The organism is Sphingomonas sp. BE123 (genome assembly GCF_031456015.1).
GTDB lineage: Bacteria > Pseudomonadota > Alphaproteobacteria > Sphingomonadales > Sphingomonadaceae > Sphingomonas.
Map to the genome: position 1 here is coordinate 253,366 of NZ_JAVDTW010000002.1, position 18,279 is coordinate 271,644.

At 67.5% G+C, this 18,279-nt stretch carries 17 protein-coding genes; 11 read left to right on the plus strand and 6 right to left on the minus strand.

The genetic code is table 11. The annotated features are described in order from the left end of the window. Nucleotides 1-123: 123 nt before the first annotated feature. Both mgtE and J2Y54_RS09415 read left to right on the plus strand, forming a co-directional pair. Complete coding sequence (gene mgtE / locus J2Y54_RS09410; RefSeq protein WP_310039023.1) at nt 124-1,536, plus strand: magnesium transporter; 1,413 nt, start codon at nt 124-126, stop codon at nt 1,534-1,536. A gap of 31 nt (nt 1,537-1,567) precedes the next feature. After that, nucleotides 1,568-1,963: a DUF1489 domain-containing protein gene (locus J2Y54_RS09415; protein WP_310039025.1), complete on the plus strand. Its 396-nt coding sequence runs from the start codon at nt 1,568-1,570 to the stop codon at nt 1,961-1,963. On the opposite strand, the gene msrA is transcribed toward J2Y54_RS09415, so the two are convergent. The 3 genes from msrA to pabB all read right to left on the minus strand — a co-directional run bounded on the left by msrA (nt 1,960) and on the right by pabB (nt 5,918). After that, nucleotides 1,960-2,637, minus strand: coding sequence for a peptide-methionine (S)-S-oxide reductase MsrA (msrA, locus tag J2Y54_RS09420; RefSeq protein ID WP_310039027.1), 678 nt, complete (start codon nt 2,635-2,637; stop codon nt 1,960-1,962). The two genes, J2Y54_RS09415 and msrA, sit on opposite strands and share 4 nt — an antisense overlap. Before the next feature lie 270 nt (nt 2,638-2,907). Then, the gene (locus J2Y54_RS09425) at nt 2,908-4,107 is read right to left on the minus strand and encodes a pyridoxal phosphate-dependent aminotransferase (protein ID WP_310039028.1); all 1,200 of its coding nucleotides are present in this window, start codon (nt 4,105-4,107) and stop codon (nt 2,908-2,910) included. 35 nt (nt 4,108-4,142) lie between these two features. Next, on the minus strand, nt 4,143-5,918 hold the full coding sequence (gene pabB / locus J2Y54_RS09430) for an aminodeoxychorismate synthase component I (protein WP_310039029.1): 1,776 nt from the start codon (nt 5,916-5,918) through the stop codon (nt 4,143-4,145). 79 nt (nt 5,919-5,997) lie between these two features. Here pabB and J2Y54_RS09435 point away from each other — a divergent pair, with 79 nt between their 5' ends. From J2Y54_RS09435 to J2Y54_RS09450, 4 genes are all read left to right on the plus strand, one after another. Beyond that, nucleotides 5,998-6,660, plus strand: a complete 663-nt coding sequence (locus J2Y54_RS09435) for an MBL fold metallo-hydrolase (RefSeq protein ID WP_310039030.1) — start codon at nt 5,998-6,000, stop codon at nt 6,658-6,660. Nucleotides 6,661-6,740: 80 nt separating this feature from the next. Further along, nucleotides 6,741-7,766, plus strand: a complete 1,026-nt coding sequence (gene tsaD / locus J2Y54_RS09440; protein WP_310039033.1) for a tRNA (adenosine(37)-N6)-threonylcarbamoyltransferase complex transferase subunit TsaD — start codon at nt 6,741-6,743, stop codon at nt 7,764-7,766. Beyond that, the gene (locus J2Y54_RS09445) at nt 7,763-8,740 is read left to right on the plus strand and encodes an NAD(P)H-dependent glycerol-3-phosphate dehydrogenase (RefSeq protein WP_310039034.1); all 978 of its coding nucleotides are present in this window, start codon (nt 7,763-7,765) and stop codon (nt 8,738-8,740) included. The genes tsaD and J2Y54_RS09445 overlap by 4 nt, the downstream gene beginning before the upstream one ends. Next, nucleotides 8,737-9,267 carry a DUF1697 domain-containing protein gene (locus J2Y54_RS09450; RefSeq protein WP_310039035.1) on the plus strand — a complete coding sequence of 177 codons (531 nt, stop codon included), beginning with the start codon at nt 8,737-8,739 and terminating at the stop codon, nt 9,265-9,267. Before J2Y54_RS09445 ends, J2Y54_RS09450 begins: the two co-directional genes overlap by 4 nt. Here J2Y54_RS09450 and J2Y54_RS09455 read toward each other — a convergent pair. Both J2Y54_RS09455 and J2Y54_RS09460 read right to left on the minus strand, forming a co-directional pair. Then, entirely contained in the window at nt 9,264-11,102 is a 1,839-nt protein-coding gene (locus tag J2Y54_RS09455; RefSeq protein WP_310039036.1) for an AsmA-like C-terminal region-containing protein, read from the minus strand. The genes J2Y54_RS09450 and J2Y54_RS09455 overlap by 4 nt on opposite strands. A 43-nt stretch (nt 11,103-11,145) precedes the next feature. Then, nucleotides 11,146-11,307 carry a DUF1674 domain-containing protein gene (locus J2Y54_RS09460; RefSeq protein ID WP_294015717.1) on the minus strand — a complete coding sequence of 54 codons (162 nt, stop codon included), beginning with the start codon at nt 11,305-11,307 and terminating at the stop codon, nt 11,146-11,148. Nucleotides 11,308-11,373: 66 nt separating this feature from the next. Between J2Y54_RS09460 and htpX the strand changes: the two genes are divergently transcribed. Then, nucleotides 11,374-12,327, plus strand: a complete 954-nt coding sequence (gene htpX, locus J2Y54_RS09465) for a zinc metalloprotease HtpX (RefSeq protein WP_310039037.1) — start codon at nt 11,374-11,376, stop codon at nt 12,325-12,327. 84 nt (nt 12,328-12,411) lie between these two features. Here htpX and J2Y54_RS09470 read toward each other — a convergent pair whose 3' ends face one another. Continuing rightward, the gene (locus J2Y54_RS09470; RefSeq protein ID WP_310039038.1) at nt 12,412-12,777 is read right to left on the minus strand and encodes a hypothetical protein; all 366 of its coding nucleotides are present in this window, start codon (nt 12,775-12,777) and stop codon (nt 12,412-12,414) included. A gap of 121 nt (nt 12,778-12,898) precedes the next feature. Here J2Y54_RS09470 and J2Y54_RS09475 point away from each other — a divergent pair, with 121 nt between their 5' ends. From J2Y54_RS09475 to purH, 4 genes are read left to right on the plus strand one after another with little or no spacing between them, the layout of a single operon-like run. After that, nucleotides 12,899-14,179, plus strand: a complete 1,281-nt coding sequence (locus J2Y54_RS09475) for an RsmB/NOP family class I SAM-dependent RNA methyltransferase (protein ID WP_310039039.1) — start codon at nt 12,899-12,901, stop codon at nt 14,177-14,179. Between the two features lie 24 nt (nt 14,180-14,203). Then, complete coding sequence (gene rpe, locus J2Y54_RS09480; protein ID WP_310039042.1) at nt 14,204-14,863, plus strand: ribulose-phosphate 3-epimerase; 660 nt, start codon at nt 14,204-14,206, stop codon at nt 14,861-14,863. Then, nucleotides 14,860-16,617: a heparinase II/III family protein gene (locus J2Y54_RS09485; protein WP_310039045.1), complete on the plus strand. Its 1,758-nt coding sequence runs from the start codon at nt 14,860-14,862 to the stop codon at nt 16,615-16,617. The genes rpe and J2Y54_RS09485 overlap by 4 nt, the downstream gene beginning before the upstream one ends. A gap of 51 nt (nt 16,618-16,668) precedes the next feature. Next, nucleotides 16,669-18,240 (plus strand): bifunctional phosphoribosylaminoimidazolecarboxamide formyltransferase/IMP cyclohydrolase, encoded by a 1,572-nt coding sequence (purH, locus tag J2Y54_RS09490; protein WP_310039047.1) that lies wholly within the window; start codon nt 16,669-16,671, stop codon nt 18,238-18,240. Nucleotides 18,241-18,279 lie beyond the last annotated feature (39 nt).

Below are 18,279 nucleotides of genomic sequence, written 5' to 3' on the forward strand. Positions count from 1 at the left end.
CTATGGACCTCCCCCTAGGACGCAGCGCGGCGCGTTGCAAACCGCTTTGCGCCGCAGCGGATTGGCAGCCGGATTCGAGCGCGTTAGAGGGGGCATGACGCAACGCCGATCCGGGGAGGCTCGATGCACGACGAGACCGACACCGCAACCGGCGCCGCCGAGTCGCCCGCGCACGACGCACGGGACGGGCTGTCGCCCGAATTCGTCCGTACCGTGCTCGACCTGGTCGATACCGGCGACGTCGAAGCCGCGCGCGAAAAGGTCGAGCCGCTTCACCCTGCCGACATCGCCGACCTGGTCGAACTGACCCCAGCCGACCAGCGTAGCGCACTGGCCGCCGCCATTGCCGGACTGATCGACGGCGACGTGCTTGCCGAGATGAACGACTGGGTGCGCGAGACGCTGATCGACGCACTCGACCCGCACGAAGTGGCGGGAATCGCGGCCGAGCTGGACACCGACGACGCGGTCGCGATCATCGAGGACCTGGAAGAGGAAGACCAGCGCGCGGTGCTGCGCGCGCTCGACCCCGACGATCGCGCCGCGATCGAGGAAGCGCTGTCCTATCCCGAGGAATCGGCCGGACGCCTGATGCAGCGCGAGCTGATCGCCGTGCCCGAGCACTGGACGGTTGGCGACGTGCTCGACTTCCTGCGTGGCGGCGAGGATCTGGCGACCGATTTCTGGGAGATTTTCGTCGTCGATCCCGCGCATCATCCGGTCGGCACCTGCGCCTTGTCGTGGATCCTGCGCACACCGCGTTCGGTGTCGATGGCCGATGTGATGAAGCGCGAACAGACGCTGATCCCGGTTGCGATGGATCAGGAAGAAGTTGCGCTGATCTTTCAGAAATATGCGCTGATCTCCGCCGCCGTGACCGACGATTCGGGGCGGCTGGTCGGGGTCATCACGGTGGACGACATCGTCCACATCATCTCCGAAGAGGCCGGCGAGGATGCGCTGCTGCTCTCCGGCGCTGGCGATGGCGACATCAACGAACCGGTGCGCGACAGCTATATCGCGCGTGTTCGCTGGCTGATCGCGAACCTGTTCACCGCCTTGGTCGCATCGACCATCATCGCGCTGTTCGGCGGCGCGATCGAGCAGATGGTGGCGCTGGCGATCCTGATGCCGATCGTTGCCTCGGTCGGCGGCAATGCCGGGACGCAAACGATGGCAATCATCGTGCGCGCGCTGGCGACCAACCAGCTGACCCAGTCGAACACGATGCGCATGGTGCAGCGCGAGATCAAGGTTGCCCTGCTCAACGGCGGCACGATCGCGGTGCTGCTGGGGCTGGGTGCGGGGATCGTCTTCGGCAATCCGGCGCTGGGCGGCGTGATCGCGGCGGCGATGGTCATCAACATCCTTGTCGCCGGACTTGCCGGCGTACTCGTCCCCGTCGCGCTTGAGCGCATGAACCAGGACCCGGCGGTCGCATCGTCGGTGTTCGTGACGATGGTCACCGATTCGATGGGGTTCCTCGCCTTTTTGGGCCTCGCGGTCGCGTCGGGGCTGGTCGGCGGGACAGCTTGACCGGCAACGGCCCGGTCCCCAGATCGCCGCGATGGCATTGCACCTGACCAAAGTCGCGTTCGGCACCACCGGGTTCGATCATCTGCGCCAGCGGCTCGCGGCGCTCGGCCGGGTCGGCCCGGTCGCACTCACCACCCGCTATCTCCCCAAGCGCCACGAAGAGATTGCGGGGCAAGGATCGCTGTTCTGGATCCACAAGCACCAGCTGATCGCGCGCTCGCCAATCCTGGGCTTTGGCGAGGCGGACGGCGGCCGCTGCGCAATCCTGCTCGATCCCGAACTGGTTCAGGTGGTGCCACAGGCCAAGCGCGCGCATCAGGGCTGGCGTTACCTGGAGGATGCGGACGCACCCGCCGATTTCGGGACTGGCGACATGGCGTCACTTCCGCCGGAACTCGCGGGAAAGCTGGCCGAACTGGGCTTCTAGCGCGCGAGACCGGGGAAGGCAGCGCGAAACGCCGCGACCTTGGGCTTGTCCCAGCGCACGATATAGCCATGGTTGGGATTGCGGCGGGCGAAGTCCTGATGCTCCGCCTCGGCTTCGAAAAATGTGCCGCGCTCGATGCGGGTCACGATCGGCGCGCGATAGGCGCCACTGCGCGACAGCTGGTCGATATAGGCGCGCGCCACGCGCGCCTGCCCCGCATTTTGCGGAAAGATCGCCGAGCGATAGCTGGGGCCGACGTCCGGACCCTGACGATTGAGCTGGGTCGGGTCATGCGCAACCGAAAAATAGATGCGCAACAGCGTCGCATAGCTCACCATGCGCGGGTCATAGACGATGCGCACGACTTCGGCATGGCCGGTGCGTTCGGTCACGACCTGGGCATAGGTTGCGGTCGCACGGGTGCCGCCGGCATAGCCGCTGACCACCGATTTGACGCCCTTCACCTGCTCGAACACTGCTTCCATGCCCCAGAAACAGCCACCCGCGAGCACTGCGACCTGATCGCCCGGCGCGGGCGCGACATCGGTGCTGGAGGCGGGGATCGTGACCGCCTTTTCACCGCCACCGGCAAATACCGGGGGCACCAACCCGGCAAGGTGCGCGAAGCCGAACGCGCCCAGACCGGCAAGGCCAAGGGCGACCGCGCGCCGCATCAGAAGAGCGGCGCCGCCAGCACCTGATCGGCATGCAGCGCGATCATCCCGATAACCCCGAGCGAAAAGCCCGTGAGAAAGCGGCGCAGAAACGGCGATTTGAGGGCCGCGGTCATGATCTCAATCCTTGTTGCGTGGCGCGAAGATGGGGTGGCCATCGCCAATTCCAAGCAAAGTTTGACGTTCGCGCGCTAAACCTGCGCTGGTGTTCCAGTGCAGGTTCGGGAAACCGGCGCAAAAGGTTTCAGTGTTACGCTAAAAAAAGCGCGATCAGCGCAGCGCCGCGCAGGCTTCCTGAATCCGCCCGCATGCTTCGGTGAGCAGCGCCTCGCTCGTTGCATAGCTGATGCGCAGCGCCGGGGAGAGGCCGAACGCCGCGCCATGCACCGCCGCAACGCGCGCATCGTCGAGCAGATAGCCGACCATCGTCTCGTCGCTGTCGATCTTGAGCCCCTTGGGCGTCGTCTTGCCGATCAGCGCACTGAATTCGGGATAGACATAGAAGGCGCCTTCGGGCGTCGGGCAGGTCATGCCGTCGATCGCGTTGAGCATCGACACCACCAGGTCGCGGCGCTTCTGGAACGCGGCGTTGCGTTCGGTGAGGAACGACTGGTCGCCGTTGAGCGCCGCTACCGATGCCGCCTGCGACACGCTGCACGGGTTGCTGGTCGATTGCGACTGCAGCTTGCCCATCGCCTTGATCAGCCATTGCGGACCGCCCGCATAACCGATGCGCCAGCCGGTCATCGCATAGGCCTTCGACACGCCGTTCGCGGTCAGCGTGCGGTCGTAGAGCGCCGGACACACCTGCGCGATCGTCGCAAACTCGAAGCCGTCGTACAGGATATGCTCGTACATATCGTCGGCGTAGATCAGCACGTGCGGGTGCCGTTCGAGAACCTCACCCAGCGCGCGCAGTTCAGCCGCGCTATAGGCCGCGCCGGTCGGGTTCGACGGCGAGTTGAGCACGACCCACTTGGTCTTTGCGGTGATCGCGGCCTCGAGTTGTTCGGGCTTGATCTTATACGCCTGATCCGCCCCTGCCGCGACGAACACCGGCTTGCCGCCCGCGAATTCCACGACATCGGGATAGCTGACCCAATAGGGCGCCGGGATCACCACCTCGTCCCCCGCGTCGATCGTCGCGCAGAATGCGTTGAACAATGTGTGCTTGCCGCCCGAATTCACGCTGATCTGGTTTTCGGCATAGGTCAGACCGTTGTCGCGCGCGTACTTCTTGACGATCGCGGCCTTCAGCTCGGGCGTGCCATCGACATTGGTGTATTTGGTCGCGCCGCGGCGGATCGCCTCGATCGCCGCCTCTTTCACGAAATCGGGCGTGTCGAAATCGGGTTCACCCGCACCCAGGCCGATCACGTCCACCCCGGCGCGCTTCAGCTCGAACACGCGGCTCGTCATCGCGAGCGTGGCGGAGGGCTGGATGCGGTTGAGCGCGGCGGAGGTCTGCATGGGGAAACGCCTCTCTGGGAAGGAAATCGCGCGCCCTATAGGTCGGTGGGCTGCTCCTTCGCAACCGTAACAGCGGAAACCAGCCCGCGCACCGCGTTGCCGAGCTGAAACCCGTGGCGCAGGTCCGCGGGCCGCAGCTCGGCCTCGACCGCACGGCCGCTGGCGATCAGCTCGGCGCGTAACACGCCGGGCAGGATGCCGCGGCTGAGCGGTGGGGTCTGCAACACCCCGTCACCGCGCGGCACGAAGAGCGAGGTGAAACTGCCTTCGGTCAGATAGCCGTCATCGTCGACATAGAGTGTCTCCCACGCCCCGGCGACGCGCGGCCAGGGGCGGCGGTCGCTCGTCTTGTGGGCAAGGCGAAAGTCGCGCGGCGCAACTTGACGGCGGGCGAGCGCGACCGTGACCGGGTCGGCCGGAGCCTGCGGCATCGGCGCGGTCCCGATCGCGATGCGCCCCTCGGGCGACAGCAGCAGCCGCACCTTGGCCGGATGGCGCAGCCGGAAGGTCGCCGCCTGCAGCTCGTTGCGCACGCCGTGCCGGTCGAACGCAATCCCGAACGCCTCGGCGCTCGCGCGCATCCGCGCCAGATGCCGCTCGAGCAACGCGATTCCGCCAACCGGATCGAACGCCATCGTCTCGATCAGGTCAAAGCGCCGCTGGCCGCGCGTCAGGAACGCGCCCTTGGCCAGGCACTCGTCCCATTCCTCGCCCGCACGCGAATCCGCGACGACTCCCGACCCCAGGCCGATGCTCGCCTCGCTGGCCGCGTCGCGCAGGTGGAGCGTGCGGATCGCCACGTTGAACGCGGCATCGCCATCGGGGTCGATCCGCCCGATCGACCCGGTATAGGCTCCGCGCGCGTCCGGCTCGACCGCAGCGATCACTTCCATCGCCCGAATCTTGGGCGCGCCCGTCACCGACCCGCACGGAAAGATCGCCGCCAGCGCCTGTCCCGGCCCGATGTCGGGGGCGAGCTTGGCGGCGATGGTCGAGACCATGGTGTGCAGCGTGGGATAGGTTTCGACCTTGAACAGCTCCGGCACGGCCACGCTGCCCGGCGCGGCGATCCGGGTGAGGTCGTTGCGCATCAGGTCGACGATCATCAGATTTTCGGCGCGCTGCTTCTCGTCCAGCGCCAACGCGGCGCGGGCGGCTTCATCCGCTTCCGGGGTCGCGCCGCGCGGGGTCGTCCCCTTCATCGGCCGCGCGATCAACGCACCCTTGCGGAGCGCGAAGAACAGCTCGGGCGAGAAGGACAGCAGCCAGTCGCTTCCGGTCCACACGATCCCGCCATAGCCCGCCGCCGCGCGCGAGCGGATCGCGGCATAGACCGCAAGCGGATCGCCGATCACCGGCACCGCCGCGCGAAAGGTCAGGTTGGCCTGATAGATGTCCCCCGCCTCGATCCACTCCCGCACACGGGCAAAGGCGGCGTCATAGTCGCTGCGGCCGATCTGCGGCGCTGGCCGCCCGACCCACGCCCCGGCCGGATCGGGAAGCCGCGCCGCAACCGCGTCAGGCGCAAGCTGCTCGACCGCTTCGAACAGGCCGAACCAGAGCAGCGGCGCATCGGATTCGTTCCGCCCCAGCCCGGCCAGCCGCGGCTCCAGCGCATGCCCTGCCTCATAAGCAATATAACCAGCCGCATGCAGCCCCTCTGCCCGCGCCGCATCAAGCGCGGTCAGCGCCGGGGTCACCTCATCCGGGTAATACGCGGCGATTACCCGCACCGGCGCGGTGTAGAGCCGCGCGTCGTTGCCCCCCGGCCGGGCATCGTCGAGCAGCACAAACGGGGTGTCAGGTCGCATCGCATCGGCCATGAAGCGCTAAACGCCCGCCCGCAAGCCTCTGTTGCCGCTGGGCCGCGCGCCGCCTATCTCCCGCGACATGTCCATGCCCCCGCTGCGCGCCGCGATCGTGCCCGTCACCCCCCTTCAGCAGAATTCGACGCTGCTCTGGTGCACTCGCACCATGCGCGGCGCCTTCACCGATCCCGGCGGCGACCTCGATCGGCTGAAGGCAGCGGCGCAACAGCATGGCGTCACCATCGAAAAGCTGCTGATTACCCATGGCCATATCGATCATTGCGGTCAGGCGGGGAAGCTCGCCGCGGAACTCGGCGTGCCGATCGAGGGGCCGCATGAGGCCGACCGCTTCTGGATCAGCCGACTCGACGATGACGGGCGCAATTACGGCATCGACGGCAAGCCGTTCGAGCCCGACCGCTGGCTGGTCGATGGCGACACGGTCACGGTCGGCGACCTGACGCTCGACGTCTATCACTGCCCCGGGCACACGCCGGGCCATGTCGTGTTCCACCACGCACCGTCAAAGCTCGCCATTGTCGGCGACGTGATCTTTCAGGGATCGATTGGCCGCACCGATTTCCCGATGGGCAATCATCAGGACCTGCTCGACGCGATCACGACCAAGCTGTGGCCGCTCGGCGATGATACCGTGTTCGTCCCCGGCCATGGTCAGCCGAGCAGCTTCGGACAGGAGCGCAAGACCAACCCGTTCGTATCGGACCGGGCGCTCGCGGCAGGTTGAACCGGCACGTCGGATCCCGGCCGGGATTCCATGGATCCCGCCCCTTCGACAAACCGCCTTCGCCACCCTAGATCGGCGCGATGTTGATCCTCGGCCTCGAATCGAGCTGTGACGAAACCGCCGCCGCGCTGGTGACCACGGACCGCCGCATTCTCTCGCACCGCCTCGCGCGGCAGGATGAGGCGCATCGCCCGTTCGGCGGCGTCGTCCCCGAGATCGCGGCGCGTGCCCACGTCGAGGCGCTGGAGCCGCTAATCGCTGCGGCGTTCGAGGAGGCGGGGGTCACCCTCGCCGATGTCGACGCCGTCGCCGCGACCGCGGGGCCGGGGCTGATCGGGGGCGTCATGGTCGGGCTCGTCACCGGCAAGGCGCTGGCGCATGCGGCGGGCAAGCCGTTGGTCGCGGTCAACCATCTCGAAGGGCACGCGCTCTCGCCGCGCCTGACCGACCCCGATCTTGCTTTCCCCTACCTCCTCCTGCTCGTGTCGGGCGGGCATTGCCAGCTGCTGCTGGTCGAGGGGGTCGGCGCCTATCGTCGCCTCGCCACCACGATCGACGATGCGGCGGGCGAGGCGTTCGACAAGACCGCGAAGTTGCTCGGCCTCGGCTTTCCCGGTGGCCCGGCGGTTGAAGAAGCGGCCAAGTCCGGCGACCCGCGCGCGGTGCCGCTGCCGCGACCGCTGGTCGGATCGGGCGAACCGCATTTCTCCTTCGCCGGACTCAAGAGCGACGTCGCGCGCAAGGTTGGCAAGTTCGCGCCGGAGGATCTCGCCGCATCGTTTCAGCAGGCGGTGGTCGATTGCCTGGTCGACCGAACCCGCATCGCGCTTGGCAAGGCCATAGGGGCGACCGCGTTGGTCGTCGCCGGCGGAGTTGCGGCGAACGCTGCGGTCCGCGCGGCGCTCGAAACACTCGCGACCGGACACGGCCTGCGCTTTGTCGCGCCGCCGCTCTGGCTCTGCACCGACAATGCCGCCATGATCGCCTGGGCCGGGGCCGAGCGGTTTGCGCTTGGCCTGACCGATCCGCTCGACATGCCCGCGCGCCCGCGCTGGCCGCTCGACCCGGATGCGGAGAAGGTGCGCGGCGCGGGGGTGAAGGCATGAAGATCGGGGTTCTCGGTGGCGGCGCATGGGGCACGGCGCTCGCTCAAGTCGCTGCGCGTAACGGCCAGCCAGTCACGCTGTGGGCGCGCGAGGATGACGTCGTGGCGTCAGTCAATGGGCGCCACGAGAATGCGCTGTTCCTGCCTGGCGTGCCGCTTGCCCCGTCAATCTGCGCGACCAGCGACCTGGCCGCACTGAGTGACTGCGAAACGCTGCTCATCGTCGTCCCCGCGCAGTTTCTCCGCTCGGTCCTGTCACAACTGTCTGTTGGCAATCGAACGATGGTGCTCTGTGCCAAGGGGATCGAGGCAGGGACGCAAAAGCTCGTCGCGGAGATCGCGTCAGAGCTTCATCCGGGAGCGCCGATTGCGGTTCTATCTGGACCCACTTTTGCGCATGAGGTGGCCAAAGGTTTGCCGACCGCAGTGACGCTCGCATGCCCAGATATCGACATGTACCTGCCGCTGGTTGACCGACTGGCTCAGCCGAATTTCCGGATTTACGGCTCCGATGACGTCACCGGTGCGGAGATCGGCGGCGCGGTCAAGAACGTCCTCGCCATCGCATGCGGCGTGGTTGAGGGCGCGGGCCTCGGCCTCAACGCCCGCGCCGCGCTGATCGCGCGCGGCTTTGCCGAGATGACCCGCTTCGGTGTCGCGCGCGGCGGCCGGCCGGAGACGCTGGCGGGGCTGTCGGGCCTGGGCGACCTCGTCCTCACCTGCTCCTCGACCAATTCGCGCAACTTTTCGCTCGGCGTCGGGCTGGGTCAGGGCAAGACCGCCGCCGAACTGCTTGCCGACCGCCGCACGGTGGCCGAAGGCGCCGCCACCGCGCCGGTGCTGCGCGAAGCCGCGCGCGCCGCCGGGGTCGAGATGCCGGTGACCGAAGCGGTCTGCGCGCTGCTGGAGGGAACGCCGGTCCGCACCGTGGTCGACGCGCTGCTCGCCCGCCCGCCGCGTGGCGAAACCGCATGAGATGGGCGGCGCTGCTGCGCGGGATCAACCTCGGCAAACGTCAGCTCAAATCGGCGGAACTCAAGGCGGTGATCGAGGGGCTGGGCTTTACTGACGTCAAGACCCTGCTCGCGTCGGGCAATGTGGTGTTCACCGCCCCCGATACGCGCGCCGAACAGCTTGAAGCGGAGATCCACGACGCACTGGCCGAAGCGACCGGCCTCAAATCCGAAATCTTCGTGCGCACGCCCGAAGCGTTGGATGCGGTCGTGGCCGCCAACCCGTTTCCGGACGCCGCAATCGACCGGCCCAGCTTCCTCGTCGTCACCTTCCACCGCCAGCCGGTCGATGCCGCTGCCGTCGACGCGCTGATGGCGACATACGATGGCCCCGAGCGCGCGCAGGCGATCGGTCGAGAGTTGTACATCGACTTTCCCGAGGGTCAGGGGCGGTCAACCCTGCATGCCCCACTCGGCAAGGCTACGCGCGACCCCGTCACCACCGCGCGCAACTGGAACACCGTGCTCAAGATCCGCGACGCGCTTTAGCGCAGCGCTTGCGCCGCCAGCGCGCTGCACTTCGCATCTTGCGCCAGCGGCGGCCGATCCCCCGCAATCGCATCGCCCAGCAGCTTCAACACCCCGCCGACATTCGGCTTCGCCCCCTCGGGCAGGCGCATCGACGGCGCCTTGATCGTCCCGCTGATCGGCACCGGCTTGGTCAGCCGCAACAGGCTTTCCTTCTTGGGCGACCCGGTCATGGTGAGTGACAGCCGCTCGTTCGCAAGGTTCACGCTGCCATTGAACCGCGACTGACTACGCGAGGTGTCGATCAGGAACGGTGCCATCCGCCCGGTGCCGTTCTTGACGTCGAGCCGCAGGATCATGCAGCGCAGCGTCGCTACCCTGTCCCCATCGACGAGCGCCCCGCGCCCGACATCAAGGCCGAGATAGGAGGCGATATTGGCCGGAATCCGCCCGGTGCCGCCGACCAACGCGATGCTGCCGGTCGATCGCCCGACCGCGCTGCGGATCGTGTCACCCGGCCCGCTCAGCCGCACCCGCCCCTGCAACGGCGCGTCGAGCACGCCATCCCCGGCAAGCGCCGCAATGCGGCTGCCGCGCAGGGTGAGGTCGAGATTAAGCGTCGGCGCAGCCTTGCCGCCCCGCTGGTCGATTACGACCCGCCCGGCCAGCCGGCCCGGCGTCATCTCCATCACGAACGGATCGACCGTCAGCCGCGCATCGTCCAGCGCCAGCGTCGCGCGCGCCGCGCGAAAGCCCGGCGTCCCGACGATCCGGTGCACGCGCACGCGCAGCGCGCCATCGACGTCGCTCACGCTCTTCAGGTCGATCTGAGTCGACGGAATCAACCGGTCGCCGATCCGCGCGCGCCGTGCGGCGGCAACCGCAAGCCCGCGATCATTCGCCAGATCATCGAATTGCAGCGTGGCCAGCGCGACATCGCCGTCGATCCTGGTGCGGCCCGGCGTGCTCTTGTCGATGCTGGCAGTCGCGCGCGACAGGCGCGATTGCCCGATCGTGCCGGTCAGTCGCTCAACCTGCCACTGGTCACCCTTGCGCGACACCCGCCCGACCAGCTTCACGGGCTGAGTGCCGAACAGCCCTGCTTCGATCACCCGGTCGACATCGAGCAGGTCGGCACCCTGCGCAGCAATGTCAAACGCCATGTCACGCGTATCGAACGGCGCCGCCATCGCGCCCTGCACCGCGATACGCGTACGCGGTCCAGCCAGCCGCGCGCGGAACGGCCAACGCACACGCCCCGCAATCGCCGCGCCGCGTACTTCGATGGTGACCGGCTCGTCGGCCAGCGCGCCGGTCCCCGATGCGCGAAAGCCGCGCGGGTCCGAATCGATGCGCACCGTGACGCGCCGGTCCTTTTTCGCATCGCGATAGTCGAGCAGCAGGTTGGTGACCGCGAGCCGCTCGAGCCCGCTGCCGCCCCCGCTACGCCGCTCCGACTCGCGCTCCCAATTTTTCCGCCCGTCTTTGGCGCGGATCAGCGTCAGGCGGCCATTGGCGGCCTCGACCGGTTCCGGGGCAAACCGCCCGATCAGGATCGGCAGCACCGGCAGGCGCACCGTCACACGCTCGACCCGTACCATCTCGCCCGACCCGGCCCAGTCCGGCTGGGCGATGCGCAGGTCGCGAATGTCGAGCAGCGGGTTGAACGAGAAGACCGATCGCCGCTCGATCGACCCGATCGTCACCGGCGCACCGATCTGCGCCGCCAGCGCGCGCTCCGCCCGACCCTTGAACGCCCCCCAGGGCAGCATTGCCAGCAGCAGGAGCAGCAATGCGAGCACCACGGCGATGCCGATGGCGATGCGGACGATCAGGGTGCGGGAAGGCGCGGTCATCGCCGCAGGACGCGCGGCACGCTACCTTCGTTCCGCCCGCGTTTCAGAAATCGATCGCGATGCCCTTCAGCTCCCAGTCGCCATAGCGCGTGGGATCATTGCCGAGCGGGTCGCTCTCCGCCTTCTTCCCAGCCTCCGGCTTGGGCAGCGGCGGGCTCTTCGACAGATAGGCGGGCGGCTTCACATGATCGGGGCGCTTGCCCATGGTGGTTCCTCGATTGAAGCGACGGGTGACATTTCCCACATTGGGGAGTGAAAGGATCGAATCCAAGTGAACGGCTTCAAGACGACAATGTTGCTGGCGGCGCTGACCGCCTTGTTCATGGCCCTTGGCTTCACCATCGGCGGACGCGGCGGCATGATCATCGCGCTGCTGGTCGCGGTGGGGATGAACCTCTTCACCTATTGGAACGCCGACAAGATCGTGCTGAGCATGCATGGCGCGCGACAGGTCGATGCCGGCTCCGCGCCCGAATTCTACAGCCTGGTCGCCGGCCTTGCCCAGCGCGCGCAGCTGCCGATGCCCAAGGTCTACATCATCGATTCGCCCCACCCCAACGCCTTCGCCACCGGCCGCAACCCTGAGAATGCGGCGGTCGCGGCGACGACCGGTCTGCTCAACATCCTCAACCGCGACGAGATTGCCGGGGTGATGGCGCATGAGCTGGCGCATGTCCGCAACCGCGACACGCTGATCATGACGATGGTCGCGACCATTGCCGGTGCGATCTCGATGCTCGCCAATTTCGGCCTGTTCTTCCGCGGGGGCGATGACAATCGCGGCGCGTTTCTCGCCACCATCCTCGCCGTCATCGTCGCGCCCTTCGCCGCGATGATCGTGCAGATGGCGATCAGCCGCACCCGCGAATATGGCGCGGACAAGGGCGGGGCGGAGATTTCGGGCAATCCCCGCGCGCTCGCCTCGGCGCTGGCGAAGCTGGCGCATGGTGCGGCGGCGGTGCCGAACCCCGTGGCACAGCGCAATCCGGCGGCAGCGGCACTCTACATCGTCCCCGGCCTGTCGCGCGGCGGCGACAGCCTATTTTCGACCCACCCCGATACCGGCAACCGCATCGCCGCGCTCGAGGAACTCGCAGTGTCGATGGGCCAGAGCGCACCGCGCGATGTGTTCGCTGCCCCAGCACCCGTCGAGCGTCCGTCCGCCTTGGGCGTCCGCCCGGCCCCGCGTCGCGGCAGCGCGCTCAATCCGAACCGGCGCGGATGATCGATGCTGTCGCTACAGTTGCCGCTGACCCAACCTCGTCAAGGGTATGCGATTCGTTGTCGTTAGCGAGATTTCGTCCGATCTCTAATCGTAGTGCGGGCCATCCACTCGCGTTTGGCTGAAATCCACACCGCGCCGCATGGCCACTAGGTCGAAGCGCTTGAAAAACGCCAATGCTTCGCCGGGAGTGACGCTGATCTCGACAGCCCGCACATCTGTAGGATTAGGATCAAATTCATCGGAGCGAAGGAGATACGCGACAAGCGACACCTCAGTGACGGGCGTTCCTCGATTCTCACCAGAAGATATCCTGAACCCTACAACACGCTCATCCGTTTCAGCCTTTCCGACAGAAACCAGATGTTTCGCTAGTGCGCGGTTGTCTGAAATGTCGGCCGCCACGGTCCCTGTGAAATCGTTATACTGCACACCTGCACTGAGCGTATCCATTTCCCACCTTGATGTTGCCAGTGTTCTGGCTCGCGATATAGGTAAACACCTCCGATTATCTAGGAGCTGGGCGCTAAGGTTTGAGCGTGATCCTCTGCTCGAAAGCGCGTAGGGGGCGGTGATGCCTCGCCCTACCGGTCATCGCCCCCCGCCCCGTCTCGCCGATCCGCCCGGCACCCCCGCCCGCCGCGCCGCGCTGCGTCTGCTCGATGCCGTGCTGCGCCGTGGCCTTGCCATCGAACAGGCGCTCGATGCCTCGACCCAGGGGCTTGCTCCGCCCGATCGCGGCCTTGCACACGCGATCTCGGCGGAAGTGCTGCGTCGCCTCACCGATCTCGACGATCTGATCGACAGCGCCACGCGCAACCGCCTGCCCGACGACGCCAAGGCGCGCTTCGTACTGCGCATCGCACTGGTTCAGGCATTGCGGCTCGGCACGCCGCCGCACGCCGCGATCTCGACCGCGCTCCCCCTCGTCGATGGCGGCCCGCGCAAGCTGGTCCATGGCGTGTTCGGCACGCTGATGCGCCAGAACGCCGTGCTGACCGACCCGCCCGCGCTGCCCAGCGAAGTCTACGCCCGGATTGCCGCCAATTGGGGCGAGCGTGTCGCCGACGCCGCCTGCGCCGCCATCGCCGCCCCGCCCCCGCTCGACCTGACATTGCGCGGCGGTGCCTCCGCAGAGGGCGAGAGCCTACTCCCCGGCCATGTCCGCGTCGCGGCAGGCACCAGCATTGTCGAGCATGAGGGCTTTGCGGAGGGCGACTGGTGGGTGCAGGACATCGCCGCCTCGCTCCCCGCCCGCCTGATCGGACGCGGATCGGGACGCGCGCTCGACCTGTGCGCTGCCCCCGGAGGCAAAACGCTTCAGCTCGCCGCCGCCGGGTGGGACGTCACCGCCGTCGACGCCTCGGAAAGTCGTCTGGCGCGACTTCGGGAAAATCTCGAGCGCACCGGGCTCTCCGCCAAGGTCGTCACCGCCGACCTGCTCAAATGGGAACCCGGCTTCGAGGCCGACGCCGTGCTGCTTGACGCGCCGTGCAGCGCGACGGGTATCTTCCGACGCCACCCCGATGTGCTTCACCGCGTCCGCCCGCGCCTGATCGCTGAGATGGCCGAGCTTCAGTCACAACTCCTGCCGCGCGCGGCGCGCTGGGTCCGTCCCGGCGGATTGATGGTCTATGCGACCTGCTCGCTCGAGCCCGAGGAAGGCGAACAGCAGATCGAGCGGTTCCTGACCGAGCATTCCGGCTTCGCGATCGACCCGGTCCTGCCCGACGAACTGCCCGACGGCGTTACTGCCCATCCACGCGGCTGGCTGCGCACCCTGCCCGGCATGCTGACCGAACAGGGCGGGATGGACGGATTCTTCATGGTGCGGCTGATGCGCGTTGCCGCGTGAATCTGAGGTGATAAAGGAAAGGCCATGAACCCGGTCCGCATCGCCCCGTCCATCCTGTCCGCCGATTTCGCCAAATTGGGGGAGGAAGTGCGCGCGATCGATGCGGCCGGGGCCGACTGGATCCATATCGACGTGATGGACGGCCATTTCGTGCCCAACATCACGATCGGCCCGGCCGTCATCAAGGCGCTGCGCCCGCACAGCGCCAAGCCGTTCGACGTCCACCTGATGATCGCCCCGGTCGATCCGATGCTCGAGGCGTTTGCCGAAGCTGGCGCCGACTGTCTGTCGGTTCACCCCGAAAGCGGCCCGCACCTCCACCGCACGCTGCAAACGATCAAGGCGCTGGGCAAACGCGCCGGGGTCGTGCTCAATCCCGCCACCCCGGTCGATGTGGTGGACCATGTCATGGATCAAATCGACCTGATCCTGGTGATGAGCGTCAACCCCGGCTTTGGCGGTCAGAAATTCATCGAAAGCCAGCTCGCAAAGATTGCGGCACTGCGCGCGAAGATCGATGCCAGCGGCCGCGCCATCGACCTGGAGGTCGATGGCGGGGTCGACCGGACCAATGCCGCGCGGGTGATCGCGGCCGGCGCCGATGCGCTGGTTGCCGGAACCGCAGCGTTCAAGGGCGGGCCGAGCGCCTATGCCGATAATATCGCGGCGTTGAGAGCGGGGTGAGCAGTGGCGGCGAGGAGCGCGGCGCTGGCGCGTCGGCCGACGGAATCGAGCTGGGCAAGCGGCTCATCCGGGTCGGCGGCGACCGTGGCCTGTCGCTTGCCGACCGCATTTCGGAAAAGCTGTTCCGCTTGAGCTGGCGGACGCCGATCCATGCGCTGCGGCTGCGCGGACGGCATCCGCTCAAGCTGATCGCGGTCACCGACGACCCGTTTATCGGCGACGCAGCGCGGGGCCATGCCCTGCTTGCAGGACAACTCAGCTTTCGCGGCGAAAGCCATGACGTTGACGGACTCGATCCGGCGAATCCGACCTGGTCGGCGTCATTCGCAACCTATTTTCAAAGCTTTGCGTGGCTACGCGACCTCTCGACAGTTAGCACCCGGCAACAGGCGGCCCCCGTTGCCGAAGCGCTGATGCGCAAATGGCTGACCGTGCATGCCGCCAAGGTCACCGACCCGGCGTGGCGCGCCGACCTATGGGGTCGCCGCCTGCAATTCTGGGCGGCGCACGCGCCGCTGATCCTGTCGAGCACCGACCTGGTCTATCGCTCGGACGTGCTGCACGCGCTCGCACGCGGCGCCCGGCACCTCGACCGCGCGGCGGACCGGGTGCCGGTGGGCGTTGCGCGGATCGCAGCGTGGTGCGGGGTGCTTACCGCCGGGCTGATGATCCCCGGGGGTGATCCGCGCCGCGCCTTTGGCGAAAGTGGACTGGCCCGCGCATTGGTCGGGGCAATCAGCCGCGATGGCGGGATAACCGGACGCTCGCCCGCGGCGCTGCTCGATGCGATTCAATTGCTCACGCTGTTGCGCGAAACCTATGCCGCACGCCGGATCGAGCCGCCCGCCTTTCTAGCCGACGCACTGGCCCGCATGGTGCCGGCACTGCTCGGCGTGTGCCATGGCGATCGCGGTCTGGCGAGCTGGCAGGGCGGGATCCCGGTTTCGGGCGATGTCATCGACCAGACCGTGGAGGCGACCGGCGTCCGCGCCCGGCCGCTGCGGCAGGCGCATGAATGGGGCTATCAGCGGCTTGCGCAGCAAGGCACCGTGCTGATCATGGACGCAGCGCCACCGCCCGTGACGCGCGCGATGGAGGGCGGCTGTGCCTCCACCCTGGCATTCGAGTTTTCGGACGGCGCCGAACGGATCGTGGTCAGCTGTGGCGGGGCGCTCGGCGCGGATCTGCGCCTGCCCAAGGCGTTGACCGAAGGGTTGCGGACTACTGCCGCCCACTCGACCCTGATCGTGCGCGACAGCAATTCCACCGCGATTCACGCCGACGGTACGCTCGGCCGTGGCGTGGTCGAAATGGAGCTGAGCCGCAACGAGACCGACACGGCCAGTCGTATCGAAGCAAGCCATGACGGCTATGCCCGGCGGCACGGCGTCATCCACCGCCGGACCATCGCGCTGGGCACCGATGGCCGCGATGTGCGCGGCGAGGACAGCCTGCTTCCCGCTGCCAAGCGGGGCGGCAAGGGGGCGGCCGTACCCTTTGCCGTGCGCTTCCACCTGCACCCGGCGGTCGAAGCAACCCCGACCGCCGATGGCGCGGGGGCCTTGCTGCGGACCCGCAGCGGTACCGTCTGGCAGTTCCGGGCGCGGGGCGGGACGCTCACGCTCGAGGAGAGCATCTGGGTCGACGGCAAGGGAATTCCACGTGAAACGCAGCAGCTGGTGCTGACCGGCGATGCACTGTCCGGGGGCTCGAGCGTATCCTGGTTGTTCCACCGCGCGCACAAGAGCAGCTGATCGCCCGCTCCGGCATTGCGAAATTGCGGCCCACGACCTAGAGGGCCCGCCATGACCAGCATCCCGATCCGCCGCGCCCTCCTCTCGGTTTCCGACAAGACCGGGATCGTCGAACTCGGTCAGGCGCTCGCCGCCAAGGGGGTCGAACTCGTCTCGACCGGCGGCACGTCAAAGGTGCTGCGCGATGCGGGGCTGGATGTCCGCGACATTTCCGACCTTACCGGCTTTCCCGAGATGATGGACGGCCGCGTCAAGACGCTGCACCCGGTGGTGCATGGCGGCCTGCTCGCGGTCCGCGACGACGCCGGGCACATGGCCTCGGCCAGCGAACATGCGATCGGCATGATCGATCTGGTCGTCGTCAACCTCTACCCCTTCGCCCAGACCGTCGCGAAGGGCGCGAGCCGTGACGAGATCATCGAGAATATCGATATCGGCGGCCCGTCGATGGTCCGCTCGGCCGCCAAGAACCACGCCTTTGTCGCGATCGTCACCGATCCCGCCGACTATGCCGTGGTCGCGACCGGCGAAACCACGCTGGACGACCGCAAGCGCTTCGCGGCCAAAGCCTATGCCCTGACCGCGCAATATGATTCGACCATCGCCAGCTGGTTTGCCTTCGCCGATCAGGGCGAACGCTTCCCCGAGACGCTGCCCATGGTGTTCAAGCGCGGTGAAGAACTGCGTTACGGCGAGAACCCGCATCAAGCCGCCGCGCTCTACCTCCCCGCCGGCCGCGCCACGCCGGGCATCGCCCAGGCCGAGCAGCTGCAGGGCAAGGAGCTGAGCTACAACAATTACAACGACGCCGACGCCGCGCTCGAATTGGTCAGCGAATTCCGCGATGGCCCGCCGACCGTGGTCATCGTCAAGCACGCCAACCCGTGCGGTGTCGCCACTGCCGACACGCTGGTCGACGCGTACAAGGCCGCACTCGCCTGTGACTCGGTCTCGGCGTTCGGCGGCATCATCGCATTGAACCGCCCGCTCGATGCGGACACGGCGAAGGCGATCACCGATATCTTCACCGAAGTCGTCGTCGCCCCCGGCGCGAGCGATGAGGCCAAGGCGATCTTCGCCGCCAAGAAGAATCTGCGCCTGCTGATCTGCGGCGAACTGCCCGATCCGGCGCGACCCGGCCTGATGCTCAAGACCATCGCCGGCGGCGCACTGGTCCAGTCGCGCGACAATGGCCAGGTGATGCAGGACACGCTCAAGGTCGTGACAAAGCGCGCGCCGACGTCGCAGGAACTCACCGACTGCCTGTTCGCCTGGACCGTCGCCAAGCACGTCAAGTCGAACGCGATCGTCTATGCCAAGGGCGGCAGCACCGCCGGGATCGGCGCGGGCCAGATGAACCGCCTCGAATCCGCGCGCATCGCCGCGTGGAAGGCCAAGGACGCAGCTCACAAGGCTGGCTGGAGCGAACCCCGCACGATCGGCAGCGCGGTCGCCTCCGACGCATTCTTCCCCTTCGCCGATGGTCTTCTCGCTGCGGTCGAGGCTGGCGCCACCGCCGTGATCCAGCCAGGCGGATCGATCCGCGACGATGAAGTGATCGCCGCAGCCGACGAAGCCGGCCTCGCCATGGTCTTCACGGGAATGCGCCACTTCCGGCACTGATCTGACCCGCGAACCCGGATACGCGATACCGCGTCCCAC